The sequence below is a fragment of the Nonomuraea sp. KM90 genome, assembly GCF_052246675.1.
In the GTDB taxonomy this organism is placed as follows: domain Bacteria; phylum Actinomycetota; class Actinomycetes; order Streptosporangiales; family Streptosporangiaceae; genus Nonomuraea.
Window position 1 is genome coordinate 51,571 of sequence record NZ_JBQQCB010000040.1, and the last position, 24,697, is coordinate 76,267.

General features: G+C 69.3%; 19 protein-coding genes and 1 pseudogene. 13 read left to right on the forward strand and 7 right to left on the reverse strand.

What is annotated here, in order from left to right:
* The first annotated feature begins 21 nt into the window (after positions 1–21).
* The 7 genes and pseudogenes from ACTWPW_RS31885 to ACTWPW_RS31915 all read left to right on the forward strand — a co-directional run bounded on the left by ACTWPW_RS31885 (position 22) and on the right by ACTWPW_RS31915 (position 10,613).
* A complete protein-coding gene (locus ACTWPW_RS31885) occupies positions 22–2,880 on the forward strand; it encodes a LamG-like jellyroll fold domain-containing protein (protein WP_443170791.1) in 2,859 nt (952 codons plus the stop codon).
* 252 nt (positions 2,881–3,132) lie between these two features.
* Entirely contained in the window at positions 3,133–5,004 is a 1,872-nt protein-coding gene (gene dnaK / locus ACTWPW_RS31890; protein WP_375114517.1) for a molecular chaperone DnaK, read from the forward strand.
* Positions 5,004–5,594: a nucleotide exchange factor GrpE gene (gene grpE / locus ACTWPW_RS31895; protein WP_364126194.1), complete on the forward strand. Its 591-nt coding sequence runs from the start codon at positions 5,004–5,006 to the stop codon at positions 5,592–5,594. The genes dnaK and grpE overlap by 1 nt, the downstream gene beginning before the upstream one ends.
* Before the next feature lie 22 nt (positions 5,595–5,616).
* Positions 5,617–6,792 (forward strand): molecular chaperone DnaJ, encoded by a 1,176-nt coding sequence (gene dnaJ / locus ACTWPW_RS31900; protein WP_375114516.1) that lies wholly within the window; start codon positions 5,617–5,619, stop codon positions 6,790–6,792.
* 4 nt (positions 6,793–6,796) lie between these two features.
* Positions 6,797–7,120, forward strand: a pseudogene (locus tag ACTWPW_RS31905) (heat shock protein transcriptional repressor HspR); the annotation flags it as partial.
* A 31-nt stretch (positions 7,121–7,151) separates the two neighbouring features.
* Positions 7,152–9,725: an ATP-dependent chaperone ClpB gene (gene clpB / locus ACTWPW_RS31910; protein WP_443170792.1), complete on the forward strand. Its 2,574-nt coding sequence runs from the start codon at positions 7,152–7,154 to the stop codon at positions 9,723–9,725.
* 207 nt (positions 9,726–9,932) lie between these two features.
* A complete protein-coding gene (locus tag ACTWPW_RS31915; RefSeq protein ID WP_443170793.1) occupies positions 9,933–10,613 on the forward strand; it encodes a hypothetical protein in 681 nt (226 codons plus the stop codon).
* 168 nt (positions 10,614–10,781) lie between these two features.
* On the opposite strand, the gene ACTWPW_RS31920 is transcribed toward ACTWPW_RS31915, so the two are convergent.
* The gene (locus ACTWPW_RS31920) at positions 10,782–11,312 is read right to left on the reverse strand and encodes a tetratricopeptide repeat protein (protein ID WP_364126182.1); all 531 of its coding nucleotides are present in this window, start codon (positions 11,310–11,312) and stop codon (positions 10,782–10,784) included.
* Positions 11,313–11,484: 172 nt separating this feature from the next.
* Here ACTWPW_RS31920 and ACTWPW_RS31925 point away from each other — a divergent pair, with 172 nt between their 5' ends.
* Positions 11,485–11,802: a hypothetical protein gene (locus ACTWPW_RS31925; protein WP_443170794.1), complete on the forward strand. Its 318-nt coding sequence runs from the start codon at positions 11,485–11,487 to the stop codon at positions 11,800–11,802.
* Between the two features lie 29 nt (positions 11,803–11,831).
* Here ACTWPW_RS31925 and ACTWPW_RS31930 read toward each other — a convergent pair whose 3' ends face one another.
* The 4 genes from ACTWPW_RS31930 to ACTWPW_RS31945 all read right to left on the reverse strand — a co-directional run bounded on the left by ACTWPW_RS31930 (position 11,832) and on the right by ACTWPW_RS31945 (position 16,230).
* Complete coding sequence (locus tag ACTWPW_RS31930) at positions 11,832–12,395, reverse strand: TetR/AcrR family transcriptional regulator (RefSeq protein WP_375114865.1); 564 nt, start codon at positions 12,393–12,395, stop codon at positions 11,832–11,834.
* A gap of 97 nt (positions 12,396–12,492) precedes the next feature.
* Positions 12,493–14,226, reverse strand: coding sequence for an SDR family oxidoreductase (locus ACTWPW_RS31935; protein WP_443170795.1), 1,734 nt, complete (start codon positions 14,224–14,226; stop codon positions 12,493–12,495).
* Between the two features lie 42 nt (positions 14,227–14,268).
* On the reverse strand, positions 14,269–15,342 hold the full coding sequence (locus ACTWPW_RS31940) for a CapA family protein (protein ID WP_375114511.1): 1,074 nt from the start codon (positions 15,340–15,342) through the stop codon (positions 14,269–14,271).
* A 60-nt stretch (positions 15,343–15,402) separates the two neighbouring features.
* A complete protein-coding gene (locus tag ACTWPW_RS31945; RefSeq protein ID WP_443170796.1) occupies positions 15,403–16,230 on the reverse strand; it encodes a helix-turn-helix transcriptional regulator in 828 nt (275 codons plus the stop codon).
* A gap of 133 nt (positions 16,231–16,363) precedes the next feature.
* On the opposite strand from ACTWPW_RS31945, the gene ACTWPW_RS31950 reads away from it, so the two are divergent.
* Complete coding sequence (locus ACTWPW_RS31950; RefSeq protein ID WP_375114509.1) at positions 16,364–17,749, forward strand: MFS transporter; 1,386 nt, start codon at positions 16,364–16,366, stop codon at positions 17,747–17,749.
* Between the two features lie 128 nt (positions 17,750–17,877).
* Complete coding sequence (locus ACTWPW_RS31955; RefSeq protein ID WP_443170797.1) at positions 17,878–19,326, forward strand: catalase; 1,449 nt, start codon at positions 17,878–17,880, stop codon at positions 19,324–19,326.
* 400 nt (positions 19,327–19,726) lie between these two features.
* Here the strand turns inward: ACTWPW_RS31955 and ACTWPW_RS31960 are convergent, their stop codons facing one another.
* Together ACTWPW_RS31960 and ACTWPW_RS31965 are read right to left on the reverse strand one after the other, a co-directional pair.
* Positions 19,727–19,951, reverse strand: coding sequence for a DUF397 domain-containing protein (locus ACTWPW_RS31960; RefSeq protein ID WP_364126161.1), 225 nt, complete (start codon positions 19,949–19,951; stop codon positions 19,727–19,729).
* A gap of 54 nt (positions 19,952–20,005) precedes the next feature.
* Positions 20,006–20,869 carry a helix-turn-helix domain-containing protein gene (locus ACTWPW_RS31965; protein WP_375114507.1) on the reverse strand — a complete coding sequence of 288 codons (864 nt, stop codon included), beginning with the start codon at positions 20,867–20,869 and terminating at the stop codon, positions 20,006–20,008.
* A 647-nt stretch (positions 20,870–21,516) separates the two neighbouring features.
* On the opposite strand from ACTWPW_RS31965, the gene ACTWPW_RS31970 reads away from it, so the two are divergent.
* The 3 genes from ACTWPW_RS31970 to ACTWPW_RS31980 all read left to right on the forward strand — a co-directional run bounded on the left by ACTWPW_RS31970 (position 21,517) and on the right by ACTWPW_RS31980 (position 24,696).
* Entirely contained in the window at positions 21,517–21,732 is a 216-nt protein-coding gene (locus tag ACTWPW_RS31970) for a hypothetical protein (protein WP_364126155.1), read from the forward strand.
* A gap of 1 nt (position 21,733) precedes the next feature.
* Positions 21,734–22,381 (forward strand): hypothetical protein, encoded by a 648-nt coding sequence (locus ACTWPW_RS31975; RefSeq protein ID WP_443170798.1) that lies wholly within the window; start codon positions 21,734–21,736, stop codon positions 22,379–22,381.
* A 134-nt stretch (positions 22,382–22,515) separates the two neighbouring features.
* Positions 22,516–24,696: a molybdopterin-dependent oxidoreductase gene (locus tag ACTWPW_RS31980; RefSeq protein ID WP_443170799.1), complete on the forward strand. Its 2,181-nt coding sequence runs from the start codon at positions 22,516–22,518 to the stop codon at positions 24,694–24,696.
* The last annotated feature ends 1 nt before the right edge of the window (position 24,697 follow it).

Genomic DNA, 24,697 nt, shown 5'->3' on the forward strand with positions numbered 1-24,697 from the left:
ACGCTCCAAATGGGGGGACCCGTGAGACGGCTCTTATCCTGCCTGATTTCTGCTGCCCTGATCCTGACCAGCCTGATCGTTCTGTCTCCCCCGGCGGCGGCACTGCCCCAGCGCTTCCACAAACAAACCGTCTTCAGCGGGCTGATCAGCCCCACCAACATCGAGTTCGCCTCCGACGGGCGGGTGTTCGTGGCCGAGAAGGGCGGCTACATCAAGGTCTTCGACTCGCTGACGGACACCACCCCCACCGTGTACGCCGACCTGCGGACCAAGGTGCACGACTTCTGGGACCGCGGCCTGCTGGGCATGGCCCTGCACCCGAACTTCCCCACCGACCCCCGCGTGTACGTGCTCTACTCGCACGACGCCGAGCCCGGCGGCACCGCACCCCGCTGGGGCGAGCCCAACGAGGACTTCGACGCGTGCGCCTCTCCTCCGGGCCCGACCGGGGACGGCTGCCGCGTCACCGGCCGCCTGTCCGTCATCTCCCCCTCGGGGGCGGAGACCCCGCTGATCACCGACTGGTGCCAGCAGTATCCCAGCCACTCCATCGGCGACCTGCAGTTCGGCCGCGACGGCGCGCTCTACGCCTCGGCGGGCGACGGCGCCAGCTTCGAGTTCCCCGACTACGGCCAGGACAACCAGACCAGCTCCGACATCGTGCCGGACAACCCGTGCGGCGACCCGCCGAACGCGGTCGGCACCGCGCTGACCCCGCCGAGCGCGGAGGGCGGCGCCCTGCGCTCCCAGGACGTGCGGACGAACGGCGACCCGGCCGGACTGGACGGCACCATCATCCGGATAAATCCGGACACGGGGGCGGCCGCCGCCGGCAACCCGAACGCCGCCAGCTCCGACCCCAACGTACGCCGGATCGTCGCCCACGGGCTGCGCAACCCCTTCCGGATCACCCAGCGCCCCGGCACCGACGAGATCTGGTCCGGCGAGGTCGGCTGGGGCTCGTACGAGGAGATCAACCGGGTCGCCAACCCGACCGGCGGCGTGGCCAACTTCGGCTGGCCCTGCTACGAGGGCGCGGACCGGGAGGACGGCTACGACGCCCTGAACCTGACGCTCTGCGAGAACCTCTACAGCGCCGGCGCCGCCGCGCACACCCAGCCGTACTTCGCCTGGCACCACGGCCAGCGCCTCCACACCGGCGACACCTGCACGCCGGGCGGCCAGTCCTCCTCCAGCGGCGTCGCCTTCTACCAGGACGGCACGTACCCGCCGTCCTACGACGGGGCCCTGTTCTTCTCCGACTACAGCCGTAAATGCGTCTGGGCGATGACCAAGGGCTCGAACGGCCTGCCCAACCCGGCCACGGTCGCCACGTTCGACACGGGCATCGGCGCGGTGGAGCTGGAGACGGGCCCGAACGGCGACCTGTTCGCGGTGAACTTCGACAACGGCACGATCGTCCGCTACATCTTCGACAACGCGCCGCCCACGGCGGCGATCAACGCCGTCCCGACCTCCGGGGCCGCCCCGCTGGCCGTCGCCTTCTCGGCCGCGGGATCCACCGACGCCGACGGTGACGCGATGACGTACGCCTGGGACCTGGACGGCGACGGGGAGCTCGACGACTCGACGTCGGTGGCGCCGTCGCGCACGTACACGCAGAACGGCTCGTACGTGGTCCGGCTGCGGGTGAGCGACGACAAGGGCGGCCAGGCCGACGCCACCGTCACGGTCAACGTGGGCAACACCGCCCCCACAGCGGCGATCACCAGCCCCTCGTCCACCACGACGTGGGCGGTCGGCGACACGATCGGCTTCTCCGGCACCGGCACGGACCCGGAGGAAGGGGCCGTCCCCGGGTCCCGGATGACCTGGACCCTGATCATGCACCACTGCCCGGGCGCCTGCCATGAGCACGAGATCACCCGGTACACCGGCGCGTCGGGGTCCTTCCAGGCGCCCGACCACGAGTACCCGTCGCATCTGGAGCTGCGGCTGACCGTCACCGACCAGCACGGGCTGACCGACACCAAGAGCGTGCTGCTGCAGCCCAGGACCGTGAACCTGACGTTCCAGACGAACCCGCCCGGCCTCCAGCTCGGCTTCAACCAGGAGCAGACGGTCGCTCCCTTCACCAGGACGGTGATCGTCGGCTCCAGCAACTCGATCACGGCGCCCTCGCCCCAGGGCGAGCACGGGTTCGACGCCTGGTCCGACGGCGGGGCCGCCACGCACAACTTCGCCGCGCCGGCGACGGCGACCACGTACACGGCGGCGTACAAGGTCGTGCAGTCCCCCGCCGGTCTGGTGGCCGCCTACGGCATGAACGAGGGCGCCGGCACCACCGTCGGCGACGCCTCGCCATCGGGCAACCCCGGCACGGCCACGGCCACCACCTGGGCGGCGACCGGCAAGTACGGCAAGGCCCTGTCGTTCAACGGCTCGTCCAGCTGGGTCACCGTCAACGACGCCGCCGGCCTGCGCCTGACCACCGGCATGACCCTCGAAGCCTGGGTCCGCCCCACCACCGTCGACAGCTGGCGCACCGTCATCATGAAACAACACACAAACGGCCTGGCCTACGTGCTCTCCGCGGGCAGCGACACCGACCGCCCCCACACCGTCATCCACACCACCGGCGAGGTCGACACCGGCGGCACCGCCTCACTCCCCCTCAACACCTGGAGCCACCTCGCCACCACCTACGACGGCACCACCATCCGCCTCTACGTCAACGGCACCCAAGTCAGCCAACGCACCGCGGGCGGACCCATCCGCACCGACAACGGCGTCCTGCGCATCGGCGGCAACAGCCTCTGGGGCGAATGGTTCAACGGCCTCATCGACGAAGTACGCATCTACAACCGGGCGCTCAACGCCACCGAGATCCAGGCGGACATGAACACACCCGTCTCCTGAGCCATCTCCCGAATGCGGACCCCCGGCGCGCGCCCACCGCGTCCGGGGGTCCGCCCTGTTCCGAGGTGGAACCTCCGTACCTCCGGTCCCGTTACCCGTGGTGTGGAGCGACACGGGCGTTGTCTCCGATTTGGCGGGAATGCTTTCGCGCTCACGAGGGTTGAGTCGGGTAGGCTCAAGTCGTTTGACAAAGACGACTCGCATCCATACGTTGAGTCCAACAGACTCAACTTTGACTACAAGGACGTACTCATGGCACGTGCGGTAGGTATCGACCTTGGGACGACCAACTCCGTCGTCTCGATCCTCGAGGGCGGTGAGCCCACCGTCATCGCCAACGCGCAGGGCTCGCGGACCACGCCGTCCGTGGTCGCCTTCGCGAAGAACGGCGAGGTCCTGGTCGGTGAGGTCGCCAAGAGGCAGGCCGTCACCAACGTCGACCGGACGATCCGCTCGGTCAAGCGGGAGATGGGCACCAACTGGTCCCAGGAGATCGACGGCAAGAAGTTCTCGCCGCAGCAGATCAGCGCCTTCGTGCTGCAGAAGCTCAAGCAGGACGCCGAGGCCTACCTGGGCGAGAAGATCACCGACGCGGTGGTCACCGTTCCCGCCTACTTCAACGACGCCCAGCGCCAGGCCACCAAGGAGGCCGGCACGGTGGCGGGCCTCAACGTGCTCCGCATCATCAACGAGCCGACCGCGGCGGCCCTCGCCTACGGGCTCGACAAGGAGCAGGACCAGACCATCCTGGTCTTCGACCTCGGTGGCGGCACCTTCGACGTGTCGCTGCTCGACGTCGGCCAGGAGGACGGCCACGGCTTCGTCGAGGTCAAGGCCACCTCCGGTGACAACCACCTCGGCGGTGACGACTGGGACCAGCGCGTCGTCGACGAGCTGGTCAAGCGCTTCCAGAACGCGCACGGCGTCGACCTGGCCAAGGACAAGATGGCGCTCCAGCGCCTACGCGAGGCGGCCGAGAAGGCCAAGATCGAGCTGTCCAGCCAGTCCGAGACCAACATCAACCTCCCCTACATCACCGCCTCCTCCGAGGGCCCGCTGCACCTCGACGAGAAGCTGACCCGCTCCGAGTTCCAGCGGCTCACCGCCGACCTGCTCGAGCGGACCAAGGGCCCGTTCCACCAGGTCATCAAGGACGCCGGCATCAAGGTCTCCGACATCGCCCACGTGGTGCTCGTCGGCGGCTCGACCCGCATGCCCGCCGTCTCCGAGCTCGTCAAGGAGCTGACCGGCGGCAAGGAGCCCAACAAGGGCGTCAACCCGGACGAGGTCGTCGCCATCGGCGCCGCCCTGCAGGCCGGCGTGCTCAAGGGTGAGGTCAAGGACGTCCTGCTGCTCGACGTGACCCCGCTGTCGCTGGGCATCGAGACCAAGGGCGGCATCTTCACCAAGATCATCGAGCGCAACACGACGATCCCCACGAAGCGCTCCGAGGTCTTCACCACGGCCGAGGACAACCAGCCGTCGGTGCAGATCCAGGTCTACCAGGGCGAGCGCGAGATCGCTTCCTACAACAAGAAGCTGGCGACCTTCGAGCTGACCGGCATCGCGCCGGCGCCGCGCGGCATCCCGCAGATCGAGGTCACCTTCGACATCGACGCCAACGGCATCGTCAACGTCTCCGCCAAGGACCTGGGCACGGGCAAGGAGCAGACGATGACGATCACCGGCGGCTCCGCGCTGCCGAAGGACGACATCGAGCGGATGATGCGCGAGGCCGAGTCGTACGCCGAGGAGGACAAGAAGCGCCGCGAGGAGGCCGAGGTCCGCAACAACGCCGACGGGCTCGCCTACCAGACGGAGAAGTTCCTCCGCGAGAACGACGACAAGGTCCCCGGCGACATCAAGACCGAGGTCAACGACGCCCTGGCCGAGCTGAAGAAGGCTCTTGAGGGCACCGACACCGACGTCATCCGCAACTCGGCGGAGAAGCTCGCCACGGTCAGCCAGAAGATGGGTTCGGCGATCTACGCTCAGAGCCAGGGCCAGCAGGCCGGCGGCGAGGGCGCCCCGCAGGACACCTCGGCCGGCCAGGACCAGAAGGCCGACGACGACGTGGTCGAGGCCGAGATCGTCGACGATGACCAGCCGAAGAAGGACCAGTGATGCCGCCGCGTGAAAACGGGCACGAGGAGCCGGTGATCCGCGACAACCGCAAGATCGACCCGGAGACGGGCCAGGTCAGAGAGGCGCCGACCGTGCCACAAGAGGTGCCGGCCGACGTGCTGGAGGCGCAGGACGGCGAGCTGGCGGCCCAGCTCGCCGAGCGGACCGCGGACCTTCAGCGCCTTCAGGCCGAGTACACGAACTACCGCAGGAGGGTCGAGCGCGACCGCGTCGCGGTCCGCGAGCAGGCCGTCGCCGGGGTGCTGGCGGAGCTCCTGCCCGTGCTCGACGACATCGGCAGGGCTCGCGACCACGGCGAGCTGACCGGCGGCTTCGCGAAGGTGGCGGAGTCGCTGGAGTCGGCGGTCACCAAGCTGGGCCTCAGCTCCTTCGGGCAGAAGGGCGACCCGTTCGACCCGACGGTCCACGAGGCGCTGATGCACAGCTACTCGACGGAGGTGACCGAGCCGACCGCCGTCGAGGTGTTGCAGCCTGGATACCGGATGGGTGACAGGGTGCTGCGCCCGGCGCGGGTGGCCGTCGCCGAGCCCGAGGACGCCCCTGCCGCGTCCAATGACGACGACAACTGATCACAAGGACGAAGGGCCGTAGATGAGCACCAAGGACTACCTGGAAAAGGACTACTACGCCGTCCTTGGTGTGCCCAAGACCGCCACCGCCGACGAGATCAAGAAGGCCTACCGGAAGCTGGCCCGGCAATACCACCCCGACACCAACCAGGGTGACGCGACCAAGGAGACCAAGTTCAAGGAGGTCTCCGAGGCTTACGACGTCCTGTCGGACGGCAAGCGCCGCAAGGAATATGACGACGCGCGCACGCTGTTCGGGTCCGGGGTGGGCGGCCAGCGGCCCGGCGGTGGCGGTTTCCCGTTCGACTTCGGTGACCTGTTCGGCGGCACCAGCCAGCAGGGCCAGGGCGGGGGCGCGGGTGAGCGGCTCGGCGACCTGTTCGGCGGGCTGTTCAACCGGGGCGGCGGAGCCCGCACGACCAGCGCCACCCGGCCGCGGCGGGGCCAGGACATCGAGTCCGAGGTCACGCTGACGTTCACCGAGGCCGTCGAGGGCACCACCGTGTCGCTCAGGCTGACCAGCTCCGCCGCCTGTGCCGCGTGCACCGGCACCGGCGCCAAGGCGGGCACGACCCCCAGGGTCTGCCCCACCTGCGAGGGCACCGGCGCGGCCAGCCGCAACCTGGGCAACTTCGCCTTCTCCGAGCCGTGCCGCGACTGCAAGGGCCGCGGGCTGATCGTGGACGACCCCTGCCCCGTGTGCGAGGGCAGCGGCCGGGCCAAGAGCACCCGCACCATCCAGGCGCGCATTCCCGCGGGGGTGGCCGACGGCCAGCGGGTCAAGCTCAAGGCGAAGGGCGCTCCGGGGGAGAACGGCGGCCCGGCGGGCGACCTCTACATCCAGACGCACGTCAAGTCGCACGCCGTGTTCGGCCGGATGGGCGACAACCTGACGATCACCGTGCCGGTGACGTTCACGGAGGCCGCTCTGGGGGCCGAGATCAAGGTGCCGATCCTCAAGGGCATGCCGGTCACGCTGCGCATCCCCGCGGGCACGCCCAACGGGCGCACGTTCCGCGTCCGCGGCAGGGGCGTCACCAGGAAAGACGGGACGAAGGGCGACCTGCTCGCCAGCGTCGAGGTGATCGTGCCGAAGACGCTCGACGACAAGTCGCGCGAGCTTCTCACCGAGTTCAACACCGCGACCGCGGGCGAGGACCCGCGCGCTGAGCTCATTCAGCGAGCCAGAAGCGAGTAAGCCGATGGACGCCAACTATTTCGACCTTTCAGATGACACCCCTGTCTATGTGATTTCGGTGGCCGCGCAGCTGTCCGGGCTCCACCCGCAGACGCTGCGCCAGTACGACCGGCTCGGCCTGGTCAGTCCTGGGCGCACGGCGGGGCGCGGCCGCCTCTACTCGACACGCGACATCATCCAGCTCCGCGAGGTGCAGCGGCTCTCCCAGGAGGAGGGCATCAACCTCGCGGGGATCAAGCGGATTCTCGAGCTCGAGAACGAAGCGCTGCGGCTGCGTGAGGAGGTCCACCGCCTGCGAGCCGAGATGCGGATGGTCAGAGCGCTGATCCGCTACGAGCTGCCACCGGGGGCCTAGGAACATGGACTACAAGCTCACCCAGAAGAGCCAGGAAGCGCTCTCGGGTGCCATGCGGCGCGCCGCCGCGGAGGGCAACCCCGAGATCTCCCCGGCTCACCTGCTGACCACTCTGCTCTCCCAGACGGGCGGCACCGCCGTGCCGCTGCTGGAGGCCGTCGGCGCCGACTGGCGCACGCTGCGCGCCCGCACCGAGGAGCAGCTCGCGGCGCTGCCGAAGGCACAGGGCTCGACGGTGGGGGCGCCGTCGAGCTCCCGCCAGCTCCTGACGGTGATGAACACCGCCGCCCAGCACGCCAACCGCCTCGAAGACCTCTACGTCTCGACCGAGCACCTGCTGGTCGGCCTGGCCGCCGACGGGGGCCGGTCGGCCGAGCTGCTCAAGGCCCAGGGCGCGACGCCGCAGGCGCTGCTCGACGCCTTCGAGAAAGTACGCGGCAACGCCCGCGTCACCAGCGAGACCCCGGAGGACACCTACCAGGCGCTGGAGAAATACGGCGTCGACCTGACCGAGCACGCCCGGGGCGGCAAGCTCGACCCGGTCATCGGCCGCGACTCCGAGATCCGCCGCGTGGTCCAGGTCCTCAGCCGCCGCACCAAGAACAACCCGGTGCTCATCGGCGAGCCCGGCGTCGGCAAGACCGCGGTCGTCGAGGGCCTGGCCCAGCGCATCCTGGCCGGCGACGTGCCGGAGTCGCTGCGCAACAAGCGGCTCATCTCCCTCGACCTGAGCGCGATGGTGGCCGGCGCGAAATACCGCGGCGAGTTCGAGGAGCGGCTCAAGGCCGTGCTCTCCGAGATCAAGGAGAGCAACGGGCAGATCGTGACGTTCATCGACGAGCTGCACACCGTCGTCGGCGCGGGGGCCGCCGAGGGCGCGATGGACGCCGGCAACATGCTCAAGCCCATGCTGGCCCGCGGCGAGCTGCGCATGATCGGCGCGACCACGCTCGACGAATACCGCGAGCGCATCGAGAAGGACCCGGCGCTGGAGCGCCGCTTCCAGCAGGTCTACGTGGGCGAGCCCACGGTCGAGGACACGATCGCGATCCTGCGGGGCCTCAAGGGCCGCTACGAGGCCCACCACCAGGTGCAGATCGCCGACGGCGCGCTGGTGGCCGCCGCCGCGCTGTCCGACCGCTACATCACCAACCGCTTCCTCCCCGACAAGGCCATCGACCTGGTCGACGAGGCCGCCTCGCGGCTGCGCATGGAGATCGACTCCCGTCCCGTGGAGATCGACCAGCTCCAGCGCAACGTCGACCGGATGAAGATGGAGGAGCTGGCCCTGTCGAAGGAGACCGACGAGGCCTCCGTCCAGCGGCTCGACCGGCTGCGCCAGGAGCTGGCCGACCGCCAGGAGGAGCTCAACGCCCTCGTCGGCCGCTGGGAGCACGAGAAGGCCGGGCTCAACAAGGTCGGCGAGCTGAAGAAGCAGCTCGACGAGGCGCGGGGCGCGGCCGAGCGGGCCCAGCGCGACGGCGACTTCGAGGCGGCCTCCCGGCTGATGTACGCCGAGGTGCCCCGCCTGGAGCAGGCGCTCAAGGCGGCCTCCGAGGCCGCGCCGCCGGACAACGCCATGGTCAAGGAGGAGGTCGGGGCCGACGACATCGCCGAGGTGATCTCGTCGTGGACCGGCATTCCCGCGGGGCGGCTGCTGGAGGCCGAGACGGTCAAGCTGCTGCGCATGGAGGATGAGCTGGGCCGGCGCCTCGTCGGGCAGCAGCAGGCCGTACAGGCCGTCTCAGACGCCGTACGCCGCAGCCGCGCCGGCATCGCCGACCCCGACAGGCCGACGGGCTCGTTCGTGTTCCTCGGGCCGACCGGTGTGGGCAAGACGGAGCTGGCCAAGGCGCTGGCGGAGTTCCTGTTCGACGACGAGCGGGCGATGACCCGCATCGACATGAGCGAATACTCCGAGAAGCACAGCGTGGCCCGGCTCGTCGGGGCGCCTCCCGGCTACGTCGGCTACGAGGAGGGCGGCCAGCTCACCGAGGCCGTCAGGCGGCGCCCGTACACCGTGGTGCTGCTCGACGAGGTCGAGAAGGCCCATCCCGAGGTGTTCGACATCCTGCTGCAGGTGCTCGACGACGGGCGGCTGACCGACGGCCAGGGCCGCACGGTCGACTTCCGCAACACGATCCTGATCCTCACGTCCAACATCGGCTCGCAGTTCCTCGTCGATCCCAAGCTGGAGAACGGCGCGAAGCGGGAAGCCGTCATGGGGGCGGTGCGCAGCTCGTTCAAGCCGGAGTTCCTCAACCGGCTCGACGACGTGATCCTCTTCGACGCGCTCGGCACCGAGGAGCTGGCGCAGATCGTCGACCTGCAGGTCGACCGCCTGGCCCGGCGCCTGTCCGACCGCAGGCTGACGCTGGAGGTCACGCCGGCGGCCCGCGAGTGGCTGGCGATGACGGGCTTCGACCCGATGTACGGCGCCCGCCCGCTGCGCCGCCTGGTCCAGTCCGCCATCGGCGACAAGCTGGCCAAGGCGGTGCTGTCCGGCGAGGTCGCCGACGGCGACAAGGTCGTGGTCGAGCTGGGCGACGACGAGCTGCTCATCCAGCGCGCGGCCTGACAGCCCGTCCCGGAGCCCGGAGATCCAGGTGATCTCCGGGCTCCGGCGTGTCATGGCACGGTCATCGGCCCGCCTCTTCGGTAAGGTTCGCGCCACCCTTCGGACAAGCCGCACTCGCCCTGCCGGAGGTATGACTACGTTCGGCGTTCGTCAGATCACCGAAATCGATCAGGGGGACGTGCAGTGTCATTCCAGAAGATCCGGAGCATGATCGCGGTGGCCGCTCTGACCGCGGGTGTCAGCTGGCTGTGCGCGGGCCCCTCGGCGGCCGGCAGCTGCGCCGGCACCGAGCCCGCGCTGTTGTCGCCCACCTCGATCGCCAACTTCTGCGACGAGCACGCCAGGCTGCGGGTGAACGACGGCGGCCCCGGGAGCAGCCGGATGCTCACCTCCGAGAGCAACAAACTGGCCACGTCGGCCGGGGAGCTGGCCAGGCATCTGGGTCTGACCGGCCTGGCGACCGGCAAGGAGGTGCTGGGCCTGGCGGACCTGGGCGGCGTGGCGGCCACCTGGGGCATGCCCTCGCTGGCCACGGCCTCGCCCGCGTTGTTCCCCATGGTGCCGGGACCGGCCGGGATGAAGGATCTGTCGACGATGACCGGCATCCCCGCGCTGCTGGCGCTGCCCGAGATGCCGCAGCGGCCGCTGGAGAGGAAGCTGCCGGGCGAGATGACGCTCGGCCACGCCCCCTACCACAACCGCATCGCCGGCAGCGGGATCGAGTCGCCGCTGGACCTGCAGCAGCCGGTGAGCGAGGTCAGTGAGGAAGTCATCGGCGTGCTGCTGCCGAAGGCGGTGGAGAGCGTCGAGGGCACCTCGATGCTGCCGGGCGGGCAGACCGCGGTGTCCGGCTTCACCGGCCTCGCGGAGGGCCTCGGACTGCGATGAGCCACCTCGTCCGGGCGCGGACCGTGCCTGCCGCGCCCGGATTCCCATAGGTCGGAGGGCCGCGGTCGCCCGGCCGCGGCCCTCCGGCGAACCATGGGGACCGCACGTGTCGGGGCATGACGGAGCGCGCCCTGCCGGGACGGTCACCGCCCGGCGGGACGCGCGCCCTCAGGAGACGAGCTCGTCGAGCTCGTCCTCGGGGAGCCCGAGATCGACCCTGATGCGATAACGGGTGCGCAGCAGCGCCACCTGCTCCGGGTCGTTCTCGTCACACCGCAGGGCGGCCTGCGTCGCCCATTCGAGGCCCCCTTGCAGGTCGCCATAGGCGACCAGGGTCTCGGCGATCGTATGAGCGGTCGCCGTGGAGACGTCTCCCTCCGCGCGTATCGTCTCGATGACCTCCCTCGCCTCGTCCGGCCGGTCGAGCTCGAAGAGCGTGTCGGCGATGCCGGCACGCGGATCGAACCCGGCCTCGCCACCGTCCTCGACCGCGCGCTGGAAACACTCCATCGCGCGGGCGGGCTGGCCCGCCGCTCGCCATTCCTCGGCGGCGAGGACCAGGATGGATGCCCTGGAGACGTCGCCGGACGAATAGTCGAGCGCGACGTCGTACAGCCGACTGGCCAGGGAACTGTGGTCGTCGGCCAGCAGGGCCTGCTCAAGCAGACGATCAAGGTGCTCACGGGTCACATGCGCCACACCGCGAGACTACCGAGCCGCCCGGGCCTTTGCCCGGTCAATCCACATCGCCGGTCCCGTGCAAATTCGGTAACGTCTCGTCCAATCCTGCTCACAGAAGGCGTGTCCGCCCAGGTCACCGGGCATATAGAGGTCGCTTTGCCGCCACGCGAGCGAAGGGACTGTGATGGGCATGTCCAAGCAGCTGACCTTCATGCTGGCCTGTGCCGTCGTGTTGTCGGCCCTCATTCCCGGTGTGGCCGGCTATCTGTCGGCCCGGATGGAGGCCCTCGAGGCCGCGGAGAGCAACCTGCGGGCGCTGGAGGCCCGGCTGGACGTCCGCGAGGCCAGGGACGCGCGCCCGGTCTCGTTCCCGGCCCCCTGCCTGCGCACGCCGGCCACGCCGCGATTCCAGCAGGTGCCCGCGACCGCGCTCGGTGAGCGCGAGCACGGGAAGCACTGGCACCGCGATCTGGTCCCCGGCGCGCCGAAGGTGGCCGCCGGCTACTGATCCGGCCACCGGCGGGCCCCGCCGGGCTCCTAGCGGGGGGACCAGGATCGGAGCTGGCGGGACAGGAAGCCTCTGATCAGGTGTTTGGCCGCGTCGATGATCTCGGGCGCGCCGTCGGGGTCGCGGCGGAAGGCCAGCTTCAGCACGGCGTCGCCCGCCTCGACCGCGACGAGCACCGCCAGGTCGAGCGAGGGGCTGTCCGCCAGGCCGAACTCCTTCAAGAACAGCCCGCGCAGCCGCCCGGCGATCACCGTGTTGTTGTCGGAGTCGGAGTCGAGCAGGTTGAGGTCGACGACGTCGCCGAACTGCAGGCTCTTGAAGCCGGCGACCGTCCTGTGCATGTCCACGTAGATGTCGATGATCGCGTCGACGGCCTCCCACCAGCCGCGGTAGTCCTCCTCGAGGAACCTGCGATCGACCCTGCGGACGAACTCCTCGACGTTGCGCCGGGTGAGCTCCTGGGTGATGGCCCGCTTGTCGGGAAAGAACTGGTAGACCGAGCCGATCGCCACGCCCGCCCGCTCGGCTATGCGGGTGGTGGACAGGGCCTCGTATCCGGTCTCGTCGAGCAACTCGGCACACGCGTCGAGCATGCGCTCGACACGCCGGGCGCTGCGGCGCTGTGCGGGCTGCCGCCTGAGGGCTTTGGGGTGGACGCACTCATCGTTCATTTGCGGCGTAGACACGGATTCATCTTCTCTCGTACGGGCGATCGTTACCTGCCAATTTCGGATTTCTCACGGCACCGCTCAACCGGGCGAGCCCCCGCATCGCCCTCGGCGAAATCCGAGACAGGGCATACCCGACTTTCCCCTCCAAGTTCACCGGCACGACCGCCTGATTTCTGTGCACCGCCCGCAGAATGTGCGCGGCCACGCGCTCCGGCGGGTATCCGCGCCGCGCCAGACCCTGCACGGCTCCCTGGCGCAGGCCGTCATCGGTGTACGTGGCGTTGCCCGCGATCCCCGTGGAGACGAAGCCCGGGCAGATGACGGTGACCCCGATGCCCTGACCCGCCAGCTCGGCCCTGAGACAGTCGCTGAGCATCTTCACGGCCGCCTTCGAGGTCGAGTACGCGGGCAGCACGATGGACGGCGCGAACGCGGCCAGAGAGGCGACGTTGACGATGTGGCCGCCCTCGCCGCGCTCGGCCATGGCGGCGCCGAAGAGCCGGCACCCGTGGACGACGCCCCACAGATTGACGTCGATGGTCCTGCGCCAGTCCTCGACGGTGTGGTCGAGGAACGGCCCGGCAACCGCGATCCCCGCATTGTTCACCACAATGTCCGGCACGCCATATTCAGAGATGATATTTCGCGAAAAATCCTCCATCTGATCGCTTTTCGCCACATCGACCTGCGCCGCGTACGCCGTACCCCCGAGATCCGCACCAATGGCGTCGGCGGCCAGCTTCGCGGCGTCCAGGTCGATATCCGCGCACACCACTTCCGCCCCATGCGCCGCGAAAGCCCGCGCGGTCGCCAGCCCGATCCCCGACCCCGCGCCGGTGATCACCACCAGCTTTCCCCCGAACGCCCCGGCCGCCCCCGCCGCCCCCGCCCGCCGCAACCCCCGGGAGGCCGGGGCGCCCTCGGCGTGCTCCACGAACTCCGCGATCATCCCGGCGACCGCCTCCGGGCGGCTCCGGTGCGCCCAGTGCCCGGTCGTGATCCGGCGGTGCCAGAGCCTGGGCGCCCACCGCCCCACGGCGGCCAGCAGCGCCGGGGTGACGTACGGATCGTGGGTGGCCTCGACGAGCTGCACGGGCACCCCGGGGACGCGCGGATCGAGCCCGGAGCCCCCCAGCGGCATGTTCCGCCGGTAGAGCCACAGCCCGTTGAGCCCGTCCCTGCTCAGGGTGTCGGCCGGATGCCCGGGCCGGGGCGGCGCCCCGAGGGCGCGGGAGACGATCCCCGGCAGGACCGTCCGCCACGCCAGCTCGGGCAACACCGGAATCTGAAATGCCCCGATATACCAGGACTTGAGGCGCTGCACCGCCACGTCGCGCCGCCGCCCGTGCCGCGTGAAATCCGCCGCCTGCCGCAGCCCCGGCCCGCCCAGGCTGGTGAACGAGGCCAGCCGGTCCCGGATCCCCGCCCGGCCGAGCGCCTCCCAGCCCTGCAGCGAGCCCCAGTCGTGCCCGACGAGGTGCACGCGGGGCGCGCCGACCGCCTCGATCACCGCGCCGAGATCGGCGATCAGCTGGTCGAAGCCGTAGTCGCGCCGGTCGCGCGGGGCCGTGGACCGCCCGGCGCCGCGCACGTCGTATCGCACCACGCGGAAGCGGTCGCGCAGCAACGCGGCCACCTCGTCCCAGACGCGATGCGTGTCCGGATAGCCGTGCAGGAGCAGCACGACCGGCTTGCCCGGATCGCCCTCCTCGAAGACCGCCAGCCGCACGTCACCGGACTCGACCCACCGCATCGCGACCTCCTATTGGACGGACTGTCCAGCAGAATAGATCGATCAGGGTCGCGCGGCCAGCCCCGTGCAGGATCGCAGCGCCTTCCAGTCCGCCACGGCCTGGGTCCGGGCGGACCCCGTCATCGGTATCGGGATACCCCCCTGGATGGTCGCCGGAGTCCAGGCGTCCTTGAGAATCTTCCGTCCGTTGATCGTCAGCGTCAGCACGCCGGTCCTGCCGGTGGTCGCCGGGTTGGAGTTGTAGAAGACGAAGTTGCCCATGCCGTAGTTGACGTAAGCGTTGTCCAGGTATCCCGACCCGAGCAGGATGTGCGCGTGCCCGCCGACCACCACGTCGGCCCCCGCCTCGACCAGCTTGGGAGCGAGCGAGCGCTGCGCCTCGTTGGGGCACTTCTGCATCTCGGTGCCCCAGTGCAGGTGGACGATCACGGTGTCGGAGTTCTTGCGCGCCTGCCGCACCGCCCGCAGCAGGGCCGTCTCGTTCTTCGCCGAGGCCAGCCCGCCCTTGTCCGCCGTGGCCGTCCACGCCTGGATGAACTCCGCGTCCAGCACCTGCGTGGCCCCGATGATCGCCACCCGGTTGCCGTTCACGACCTTCCGGAAGGGCCGGTACGCCTCCGCAGCGTCCGCCCCGATCCCGACCACGGGGAACTTGCTGCGCTTGACCGCCGCCAGCGAGTCGGCCAGCCCGCTCTCCATGTAGTCCATGCCGTGGTTGTTCGCCATGGAGGCGACGTCCACCCCCGCGCCCTTCAGCGCGGTCAACGCGCTGGCCGGAGCCCTGAACGTGAACTGCTTGCCCGGCGCCGGCGTCCCCCCGGTGGTGATCGCCGTCTCCAGGTTCACCATCGATAAGTCGGCCTTGCGCAGCGTGCTCGCGATCGGCCCCAGCGCCGTGCGCGGGCTGGCCAGCCTCCCCCGCAACATCCCCTCGAAGTGCACGTCCCCGCCGAACGCGATCGTGTACGGCCTCCGCTCCGGCGTCGGCTTCTTGCTCGGCGAGGCGGCCGCCTGCCGCTCCACCTGCCCGCTCTGCGGCTCCCTCTCGGGCGGCGACGAGCACGCGGCCAGCGACGCGACGACAGCGAAAACCGGGAGGGCACGGGGGAATCTCATCTGCCGCCACTTCCGCTCGAATCCTGTCTTTCAGGGATCGAGCATGCCATGTGGGGCGGATTACCGCGCAGCCTCCCGAATCCTGGACATAGCGGAACGAGTGTCGTCATCCATCGGGGAGTACACAATCAGCCGCAACTCGGGCACGGCCATGAGGCTGGTCGTGCTGAAGCGCAACATCCCGAGTTCCCGGTGCTTGTATCCCTTCACCCGCGGCCCGGGCTCGGCCACGTCCTGCCGCGCCCACAGCCGCGCGAACTCGGCGCTCTCCGAGCTGAGCCGGCGGACGAAGTCCTGCCAGCACGGGTCGTCCGCGTGCCGGGTGTAGGCGCCCCTGAAGACCGCCACGGCCCGGGCGAGCTCGTGGTCGCGGTCGAGCAGCACCGTCATGGGCGAGGGGTTCAGGCAGGTCTGCCAGAGCGAGTTCCGCTCCCCTTCCGGCGCGGCGACCAGCTCGGGGAACAGCGCCGCGTAGGAGTCGTTCGAGGCCAGGACGTCGCACCGGCTGTTGGTCACGCAGGCCGGCAGGTCGCCGAGCCGGTCGAGGATCTCCTGCATCTCGGGCGTAACCTGGCCCGAGTCCACGGGGATCGGCTCCTCCGCCTGCCCGGCCAGCCGGTAGAGGTGGTGGCGCTCGGCGGTGTCGAGCCGGAGCGTGCGCGCGATCGCGTCGAGCACCTGGCTGCTGGCGTTGATCGGGCGCCCCTGCTCCAGCCATGTGTACCAGGTGACGCCCACGCCCGCGAGCTGCGCCACCTCCTCGCGGCGCAAGCCCGGAGTGCGCCTGCGCGGGCCCGGCGCGAGATCGACCATCTCGGGCGTGATCCGCTCGCGCCGGGTGCGCAGGAACGCCGAGAGATCGGTACGTCGTGCTTCTGCCACGCTCATCCCTCCACTATCGGGTGCAACGCCGACACTTAACCAGTTACCACCAATACCAGGATAAATGGGCTCTCGTTACTGGTACCGGATCCACGGCAGACTCATCAGCATGTCGCAAACTGCCGCTTTTCCCTCTCCCGTGGGCACAAAGCCACAGGAGGCCTCGAAGGCCAGCGGTCTGCTCCTGGCGATCATCCTCGTAGGGCAGTTCCTGGCCATCCTGAACGTCAACATCGTCAACGTGGCCACCCCCACCATCGAGTCCGACCTGCACTCGTCGGGCGCGGGGCTGCAGATGATCGTCGCCGGTTACACCATTGTCTACGCCGTACTTCTGATCACCGGAGCCAGGGTCGGCGATCTGTTCGGCTACCGCAAGGCGTTTCTCGGCGGCCTGGCGGTCTTCACGGTCACCACGCTCGCCGCGGGCCTGGCGCCCTCGACGGGCTGGCTGGTGGCCTCCCGGCTGCTGCAGGGCGCCGGGGCCGCGATGATGATGCCGCAGGTGCTGACGCTGATCCAGCGCAACTATCAGGGTGCGGCCAGAGGCCGGGCGATCGGCCTGTGGTCCCTGGTGATCAGCGGTGGCATCGTGGTCGGCCAGGCGCTCGGCGGGATCCTGCTGGGCCTCGGGCTGGGCTGGCGGATCGTGTTCCTGGTGCTGGTGCCGATCGGGGCGCTGCTCCTGCTCGCGGGGATCCGGGTGCTGCCCGCCGACGAGGGCGGCGGCAAGACCGGGCTCGACCCCTGGGGCCTGGTGACCCTGTCCGCCGCCGTGCTGCTCTTCGTGGTGCCGCTGGTGCTCGGGCGTGACCTCGGCTGGCCGGTGTGGGGCTGGGTCTCGATGGCGCTGAGCGTGGCGGCGTTCGCGGCGTTCGTCCGCATCGAGCGCTGGGTGACCGCGCGCGGCGGGCGCCCGCTGGTGGACGCCCGCGTGCTGCGCGCGCCCGGCATGCGGCCGGGGCTGGCGATCCTGCTGTTCGGCCCGGCCACGTGGGGCGCGTTCCTGTTCACCTCGGCCCTGCACCTGCAGGGCGACCTGCACCTGACGCCGCTGGCCTCCGGCATGATGCTGGTGCCGTGCGCGCTGGCCTTCGGCCTGGTCGGGCTCGCCTGGCCGCGCCTCCCGCCGCGCCTGCAGCGGACGCTGGTGCCGTTCGGCTACGTGGTGGCCGCGCCGGCCTACCTGGGGCTCGGGCTGGCCGCCGGGGGCGGGCTCCCGTACGCGGTCATGAGTGCCCTCATCGGCGCCGGCCTCGGCGTGCAGGTCGCGGTGACCAACATGGCGACCGAGCAGGTGGACGGCGCGTACGCGGCCGACGCCAGCGGCGCGCTGCTCACCGTGATGCAGCTCGGCCAGGTGATCGGCGTCTCCACCGTGGGAACGCTGTTCATCACGCTCAGCCAGGGCCAGGACACGGGCTCGGCCTCCCTGCTCTCCTCCCTCGCGATGGCGGGCCTGGCCGTCCTCGCCGGGCTGAGCTCCCTCTTCCTGGTACGCCGCCGCACACCGATCACCGCATAACTTGGAGAATTCCTTTACTTGAGTCATTCAGGTTAAGGACATAGGTTGACAGACATGGACAAAGCCGACGTCAGCACTCGGGGGCGTCTGCCCGAACCGTCAACGATGATCATTCGGAGGATCGCGCTATGACGACCAGGCCTGTCACCACCGACGACGCCGGCATCCCGGCGCCGAGCGACGAGCACTCGCTGTCCGTCGGCCCGAACGGCCCCCTGCTCATGCAGGACCACTACCTGATCCAGAAGATGGCGCACTTCAACCGCGAGCGCGTCCCGGAGCGGGTGGTGCACGCCAAGGGCGGCGGCGCCCACGGCTTCCTGCGGATCACCGAGGACGTCAGCCAGTTCACCAAGGCCGAACTGTTCCGCAAGGGCGCCGAGACGCCGCTGTTCCTGCGCTTCTCGACCGTCGCCGGTGAGCTGGGCGCGTCCGACACCGCGCGTGACCCGCGCGGTTTCGCGATCAAGTTCTACACCGAGGACGGCAACTACGACATCGTCGGCAACAACACGCCGATCTTCTTCATCCGCGACCCGCAGAAGTTCTCCGACTTCATCCACAGCCAGAAGCGCCGCGCGGACAACCACCTGCACGACCACAACATGCAGTGGGACTTCTGGACCCTGTCCCCCGAATCCGCGCACCAGGTCACCTTCCTGATGACCGACCGGGGCACGCCGGCCTCCTGGCGGCACATGCACGGCTTCGGCTCGCACACCTTCCTCTGGTACAACGCGGCCGGCGAGAAATACTGGGTCAAATACCACTTCAAGACCGACCAGGGCATCCAGAACTTCACCGCCGCCGAGGCCGCCGCCCTGACCGCCACCGACCCCGACCACCACACCCGCGACCTGTACGACGCGATCAGGCGCGGCGACCACCCGTCCTGGACGGTCAGCGTGCAGATCATGCCGTTCACGGCCGCCGCCGACTACCGGTTCAACCCGTTCGACCTGACCAAGGTGTGGCCGCACAGCGACTACCCCGAGATCCCGATCGGCACCTTCACCCTGAACCGGAACCCGCAGAACTATTTCGCCGAGGTCGAGCAGTCGGGCTTCGAGCCGTCGAACCTGGTGCCCGGCATCGGTGCCTCGCCCGACAAGATGCTCCAGGGCCGCCTGTTCTCCTACCCCGACGCGCACCGCTACCGGATCGGGCCCAACTACCTCCAGCTCCCGATCAACCAGCCGCGCAACCCGGTCGACTCCTACAACTTCGACGGCCCGATGACCTTCCGCAACCCGCAGGACCCGGTGTACGCCCCCAACTCGGCGGGCGGCCCGGCGGCCGACCCGGCGCTGTACGAGGGCGAGCACTACCACGTCACGGGCGAGATCCTGCGCTCGGCCTCCATCAAGCACGCCGAGGACGACGACTACGTCCAGCCCCGCGCCCTGTGGGAGAACGTGCTGTCCGACGTCGACCGCGCCCACCTGGTCGGCAACATCGTCGGCCACGCCTCTGCCCCCGAGGTCACCACCGACATGAAGCAGCGGGTCGTGGAGTACTGGAGCAATATTCACAAGGATCTCGGCCAGGGCGTCGCAAAGGGCCTGGGCCTTTCCTGACCGGCCGCACCGCACGGCCCGCAGCCCATTTCGGGAGGCGGGCCGAACGCGTTTCTCCAGAGAAAGGTGAAGCGTTCACAGCATTTCCCGTCCAGGCAGCCGGGAATCGAAAATCCTGCGTCCCGCGAGGCAACTCGGGGAACATTTCCCGGCCACCGGAGAATGCCGTCCTGCCGCGCTGGGAGTCGCTGCGGCGGCGGTCACGAGAGGCCGGGACACCTGGCTCGGGCGGGCCGGAAACAGCCGCGCCGAAGGTTGATCAAGACGGTGGTTGGTGTGCCATGATGAGCGGGTCTTCTGTGCTCGACCTGTGGGGAGAGCTGGAATGCCCTGGAGGCTGTGCCATGCCTCCGCCCGAACGGCCCTGCGGTTGTGCCAGCAACTTGCCAGGGCCGTTCACTTATGCGCTGGCTACGAGCGTGGCCAGGTCGAACTCGCCGCTCCGGACCCCGGCCGTGAAGGCGGCCCACTCTGCCGGCGTGAAGACCAGGACGGGCCCGTCCTGCTCCTTGCTGTCCCTCAACGCGACATTGCCGTCGGCCAGGGGGGCAACCTCGACGCACGCCGCCGCGCCGTTGCAGAACGAACTCTTCTGCCAGGATGCCGTCTTAGTGTGGTTGTACATTTTCTCCCCAAATGCGTAAAGGGGCTCCATTGCCCCTTTCTGAGGTTTTCGTCGCTAGCGCCGCCATAGCATGGCTTTACGCTGGATAAGGACCCGCGACTCATCCTCATCCAGAGCTTCCGACCGGATGTGGTCGAAAGCCGTTTCGTATCCGGCCACTCGTTCGAGATCATCGACGAAGTGAGCAGTATACAGTTGCTCTAGGTACACAACATCATCAAACGCGGCAAATTTCAGGTGAATGAACGCACCGGTGTTAACTGGATGAAGTGATTCTAGAGCCAGAACCTGGACACTCACGTGTGGCAGGAGGGAGATCTCCAGGAGATGCTCCATCTGCTCACGCATGACCGACGGCTCACCGAAGCGGCGCATCAGCGCCGACTCGTCGAGCACCACGGTCAGGGCGCAGGGGTCGGTGCGGTGCAGCACGCGCTGCTGCCTGTCGAGACGGGCCTCGACCCGACTCCTGACACCGCTGTGCGTGATGCGCGCGATGCCCCGGGTCGCCAGGATCACTTCCCTGGCATAGTCGTCAGTCTGCAGCAGGCCAGGCACGAGCTGGGGTTCCCAGTTGCGCTGGAATGTCGCCTCAGCCTCCAGCCCGAGGAATCTTGTGTACTCCTCAGGCAGGGAGTCTTCGTAATCCTCCCACCACCCTCGCTGCTCCGCATCCCGTAGAAACCCGAAGAGCTCGTCAAGCTTCTCCCCGTCCACGTGATAGAGCTTCGCCAGCGCCTTGACGTCCTCGGCACTCGGCATGGTCTTGGCGGCTTCGATGCGGCTGACCTTGCTCGCCGACCAGCCGAGCTCTCTGGCCGCCTTGGACCCCGTGAGCTTTCGCCGCTCCCGGAGGAGACGCAGCTCCTGGCCCAACCGGAGCCGCCGTACCGTTGGACTGCCCTGCTGTGATGGCACCGTCCACTCTCCTTCTCGGGAATGAAGGTGTAGCCGGGAGGGACCGTTTGGAGCCCGGCATTCTGGGCCGTTCGCCCAATCTTACACTGCAAGTTGCATGTGTAGTGCCGCACAGCCTTGCCAGAAGGCTTTCATGCAGGGAGCGTAGGAGCAAGGACAAGGTTCGCAATCAGCACGGGTCGGGAGAGTTTCTCGACCTCACGCCTGCTGCCGACACTTCTCGTGCAAGTTGCACGGCAACCGGCGAAGAAATTCAAATCTTCCTTGCTCGAAGTATTGCAGCATCGAGGACGTCGGGGGACGATCAGAACCAGGAGGGCTCTCGAGTGGTGAGGAGGCCGTACATGACGCGACGGCCGTACGCATCGGGCCTTCCGCTCACGATGGCGCGCCCGCACGAGGGCCGCCGCTCCGGCAACGTCGCCGTCCCGGAAACGAAACTCTGCCCCAGGGAGGCCACTTGCCGGAGGTATCACGCAATCGCCTGAACAACGCTGCGCGGATCCGCTCATTCGAGCGCACAAAAAGCCGGGCCGAGGCTGACCACCAGTTCACCGCATATGGGCTGCCACCCTGCGGCGAAACCGGTCATCAGCCGTCGGACCGGCCAAGAAGCCACCTCTGAATTGCCGCGAAAGGGGTCTTCTATGTACTCACAAGGTACCAAGGGACTCAGCCGAATCAAGTCCTGGATCCAGGAACTCATCGCCTCGGCAGACTACGAAATCTGCGTCGAGCCGGACGAATTCGCCTTCCGGGTGGGCTGGACCGTGACCAAGACGGGATTCGGCTCGCGTCGCTACCGCGACCCACGGTTCGACCAGCTCCGCCTGCCGCACAAGGTGACCGAGGAGGTGTCCTGACGTGTCGAGGAATCCGCGTAACCAGATCTACCCGGCCAACGAGGACCTCCCCGGCGCCGGCGGTGGCGGGCCGCTCGTGAAGCTCTGGCGGGCCCGGGCCGAGTTGCTGCTGCTGGCCGGGCTGGCGGTGTTCACGCTGGCCCTGCTGGGCGCCACGCAGGAGGGGCGGTGGGTGCCCTTCATCCTGCTGACCAGCGCCATCTCGGTCCCGGCCGCCACCAGGGTCGGCCGCAACTGGATCGTGTCCCACTTCTGGTGCGTCATGTCCAGGCACCGCCTGCACCGGGTCTGCCTGGAGACCACGATGCACACGAGGGCCGGCCGCATCCCGCTGGTGTTGTGGATCACGCCCACGGCCACCGGCGAAAAGGCGCTGATCCTGATCAGGGCCGGCATCAGCGCCGAGGAGTTCGAGGCGTACAGCGAGGAGATCGCGGCGGCCTGCTGGGCCCGCAGCGTGAACGTCTACCGGCACCGCACGCGGGCCCAGTTCCTGATCGTGGAGATCGTCAGGCGCGACGAGGTGCCGGGAGCCACCTCTCCCGGGCTGGACCGCCTGTACGGCAGGCGCGCCTGGGTCGCGCTGAGACCCGACCTCGAGGAGCCGCCTGATCTGCGCACTCGGGTGGCACTTCCCCAGATGGGCTGAGGCCCGCTGAAGAAGCCTAGGGAATCCGGGAAATTCCCTGGGGTGCAAGCCCCGGAGACCGCGGGGGCTCCGGGGCTTCCCCATGCGCGCGCTCCGCGCGAAGATGAGTTCATCTGGCGAACTCAGGAGTCGTGATGACCTCGACCGTCCACCGGACATGTCCCCTCTGTGAGGCCGTCTGCGGCCTGACGCTCACCCTCGACGCCGGCGGCCACGTGACCAGCGTCAGAGGCGACAAGGACGACCCGTTCAGCAAGGGCTTCATCTGCCCGAAGGGGGCCAGCCTCGGCCGGCTCGACGAGGACCCCGACCGCCTGCGCAAGCCCCTGGTCAGGGACGGCGACCTGTGGCGCGAGGTCGGCTGGGAAGAGGCGTTCGCCGCCGTCAAGGCGGGGCTCGACCGGGTCACCGACCGTGGCTCCGTCGCCGTCTACCTCGGCAACCCGAACGCCCACACCATGGCCGGCGCCCTGTACGGCGCGCCGCTGATCAAGGCGCTCGGCACCCGCCACGTCTACTCCGCCAGCACCGCCGACCAGATGCCCAAGCACGTGGCCAGCGGTCTCATGTTCGGCCATCCGCTGGCCATCCCGGTGCCCGACCTGGACCGGACCGACTTCCTGCTGATGCTGGGCGCCAACCCGCTGGAGTCCAACGGCTCCCTGTGCACCGCGCCCGACTTCCCCGGCCGGCTCAAGGCCCTGCGCGGGCGGGGCGGGCGGTTCGTCGTGGTCGACCCGCGCCGCACGCGCACCGCCGCGCTGGCGGACGAGCACGTCTTCATCCGCCCGGGCACGGACGCGTACCTGCTGTTCGGGATCGTCCACACCCTGTTCGCCGAGGACCTGGCCCGGCCCTGGCACGAGGTCAACGGGCTGGCCGAGGTGCGCGAGGCGGCCAAGCACTTCCCGCCGGAGGTCGTCGCGCGGCGGACCGGGGTGCCCGCCGAGGTGATCGTGCGGCTGGCCAGGGAGCTGGCCGGAGCGCGTACGGCCGCCGTCTACGCCCGGATCGGCACGTGCACCACCGAGTTCGGCACGCTGGCCCAGTGGCTGGTGGACGTGCTCAACGTGCTCACCGGCAACCTCGACCGGCCGGGCGGCGCCATGTTCGCCAAGCCCGCCACCGAGTTCGCCGCGCGCCGCCGGGCGTACACGGTGGGGCGGTGGAAGAGCCGCGTGCGCGGGCTGCCGGAGGCGAACGGCGAGCTGCCCGTGGCCACGCTCGCCGACGAGATCGAGACGCCCGGCGAGGGCCAGATCAGGTTCCTGCTCACGGTCGCGGGCAACCCCGTGCTGTCGGCGCCGCACGGCGACCGGCTGGACGCGGCCTTCGAGCGGCTCGACTTCATGGTGAGCGTGGACCCGTACCTGAACGAGACCACCCGGCACGCGAACGTCATCCTGCCCCCGCCCCGGGTCCTGCAGTCCGGGCACTACGACTTCGCGCTGCTCGGGTTCGCGGTGCGCAACTACGCGCGTTACTCGCCGCCGCTGCTCCCGCTGGACGAGCGGCCCTCGGAAGCCCAGATCCTCGCCAGGCTGGCGATGATCGCCTCGGGGCTGGAGGGTGACCTCGACGCGTTCGTGATCGACGAGATGTTGCGCAAGGCCACGCAGACGCCCGCTTCAGGGGTCGAGGGGCGGGACGTGGCGGAGCTGCGCGAGCTGCTGGAGGGCGAGACGGGGGCCGAGCGGCGTTTGGACCTCATGCTCAGGCTCGGCCCGTACGGCGAGTGGGCCGGCAAGGGCGACCTGTCACTGCGCAAGCTGCTCGACAACCCGCACGGCCTGGACCTGGGGGCGCTGGAGCCCCGGCTGGACGAGGTGCTCAAGACCGCCTCCGGCCTGATCGAGCTGGCGCCGCCGCAGCTCATCGAGGACGTGGAGCGGCTGCGCGCCAAGCTGGAGGAGGAGCCGCCGGAGATCGTCCTCATCGGGCGGCGTCACCTGCGCTCCAACAACAGCTGGATGCACAACGTGGGCCCGCTGGTCGGCGGCAGCAACACCTGCACGCTGCAGATCCACCCGGCCGACGTGGCGCGGCTCGGGCTGGGCGGCGAGGCCGTGGTGCGCTCGGCGAAGGGCCAGGTCACGGTGCCGCTGGAGCCCACCGACACGATCATGCCGGGCGTGGTGAGCCTGCCGCACGGATGGGGTCACGCGGGGGGCAGGCAGAGCGTCGCGGCCGAGCACGCGGGCGTCAGCGCGAACTCGCTCACCGACGAATCCGCCCTAGACGTTCCAAGTGGTAACGCAGTGTTCAACGGAGTTCCGGTCACGATTTCACCAACCGGGGTGATCATCGCACATTAGG

Bases quoted from the DNA above. Each gene is read 5' to 3' on its own strand.
- dnaK (WP_375114517.1), top strand. From the start codon at position 3,133: ATGGCACGTGCGGTAGGTATCGACCTTGGGACGACCAACTCCGTCGTC.
- grpE (WP_364126194.1), top strand. From the start codon at position 5,004: ATGCCGCCGCGTGAAAACGGGCACGAGGAGCCGGTGATCCGCGACAAC.
- dnaJ (WP_375114516.1), top strand. From the start codon at position 5,617: ATGAGCACCAAGGACTACCTGGAAAAGGACTACTACGCCGTCCTTGGT.
- clpB (WP_443170792.1), top strand. From the start codon at position 7,152: ATGGACTACAAGCTCACCCAGAAGAGCCAGGAAGCGCTCTCGGGTGCC.
- ACTWPW_RS31915 (WP_443170793.1), top strand. From the start codon at position 9,933: ATGATCGCGGTGGCCGCTCTGACCGCGGGTGTCAGCTGGCTGTGCGCG.
- ACTWPW_RS31925 (WP_443170794.1), top strand. From the start codon at position 11,485: ATGTCCAAGCAGCTGACCTTCATGCTGGCCTGTGCCGTCGTGTTGTCG.
- ACTWPW_RS31930 (WP_375114865.1), bottom strand. From the start codon at position 12,395: ATGCTCGACGCGTGTGCCGAGTTGCTCGACGAGACCGGATACGAGGCC.
- ACTWPW_RS31935 (WP_443170795.1), bottom strand. From the start codon at position 14,226: ATGCGGTGGGTCGAGTCCGGTGACGTGCGGCTGGCGGTCTTCGAGGAG.
- ACTWPW_RS31940 (WP_375114511.1), bottom strand. From the start codon at position 15,342: ATGAGATTCCCCCGTGCCCTCCCGGTTTTCGCTGTCGTCGCGTCGCTG.
- ACTWPW_RS31945 (WP_443170796.1), bottom strand. From the start codon at position 16,230: ATGAGCGTGGCAGAAGCACGACGTACCGATCTCTCGGCGTTCCTGCGC.
- ACTWPW_RS31955 (WP_443170797.1), top strand. From the start codon at position 17,878: ATGACGACCAGGCCTGTCACCACCGACGACGCCGGCATCCCGGCGCCG.
- ACTWPW_RS31960 (WP_364126161.1), bottom strand. From the start codon at position 19,951: ATGTACAACCACACTAAGACGGCATCCTGGCAGAAGAGTTCGTTCTGC.
- ACTWPW_RS31970 (WP_364126155.1), top strand. From the start codon at position 21,517: ATGTACTCACAAGGTACCAAGGGACTCAGCCGAATCAAGTCCTGGATC.
- ACTWPW_RS31980 (WP_443170799.1), top strand. From the start codon at position 22,516: ATGACCTCGACCGTCCACCGGACATGTCCCCTCTGTGAGGCCGTCTGC.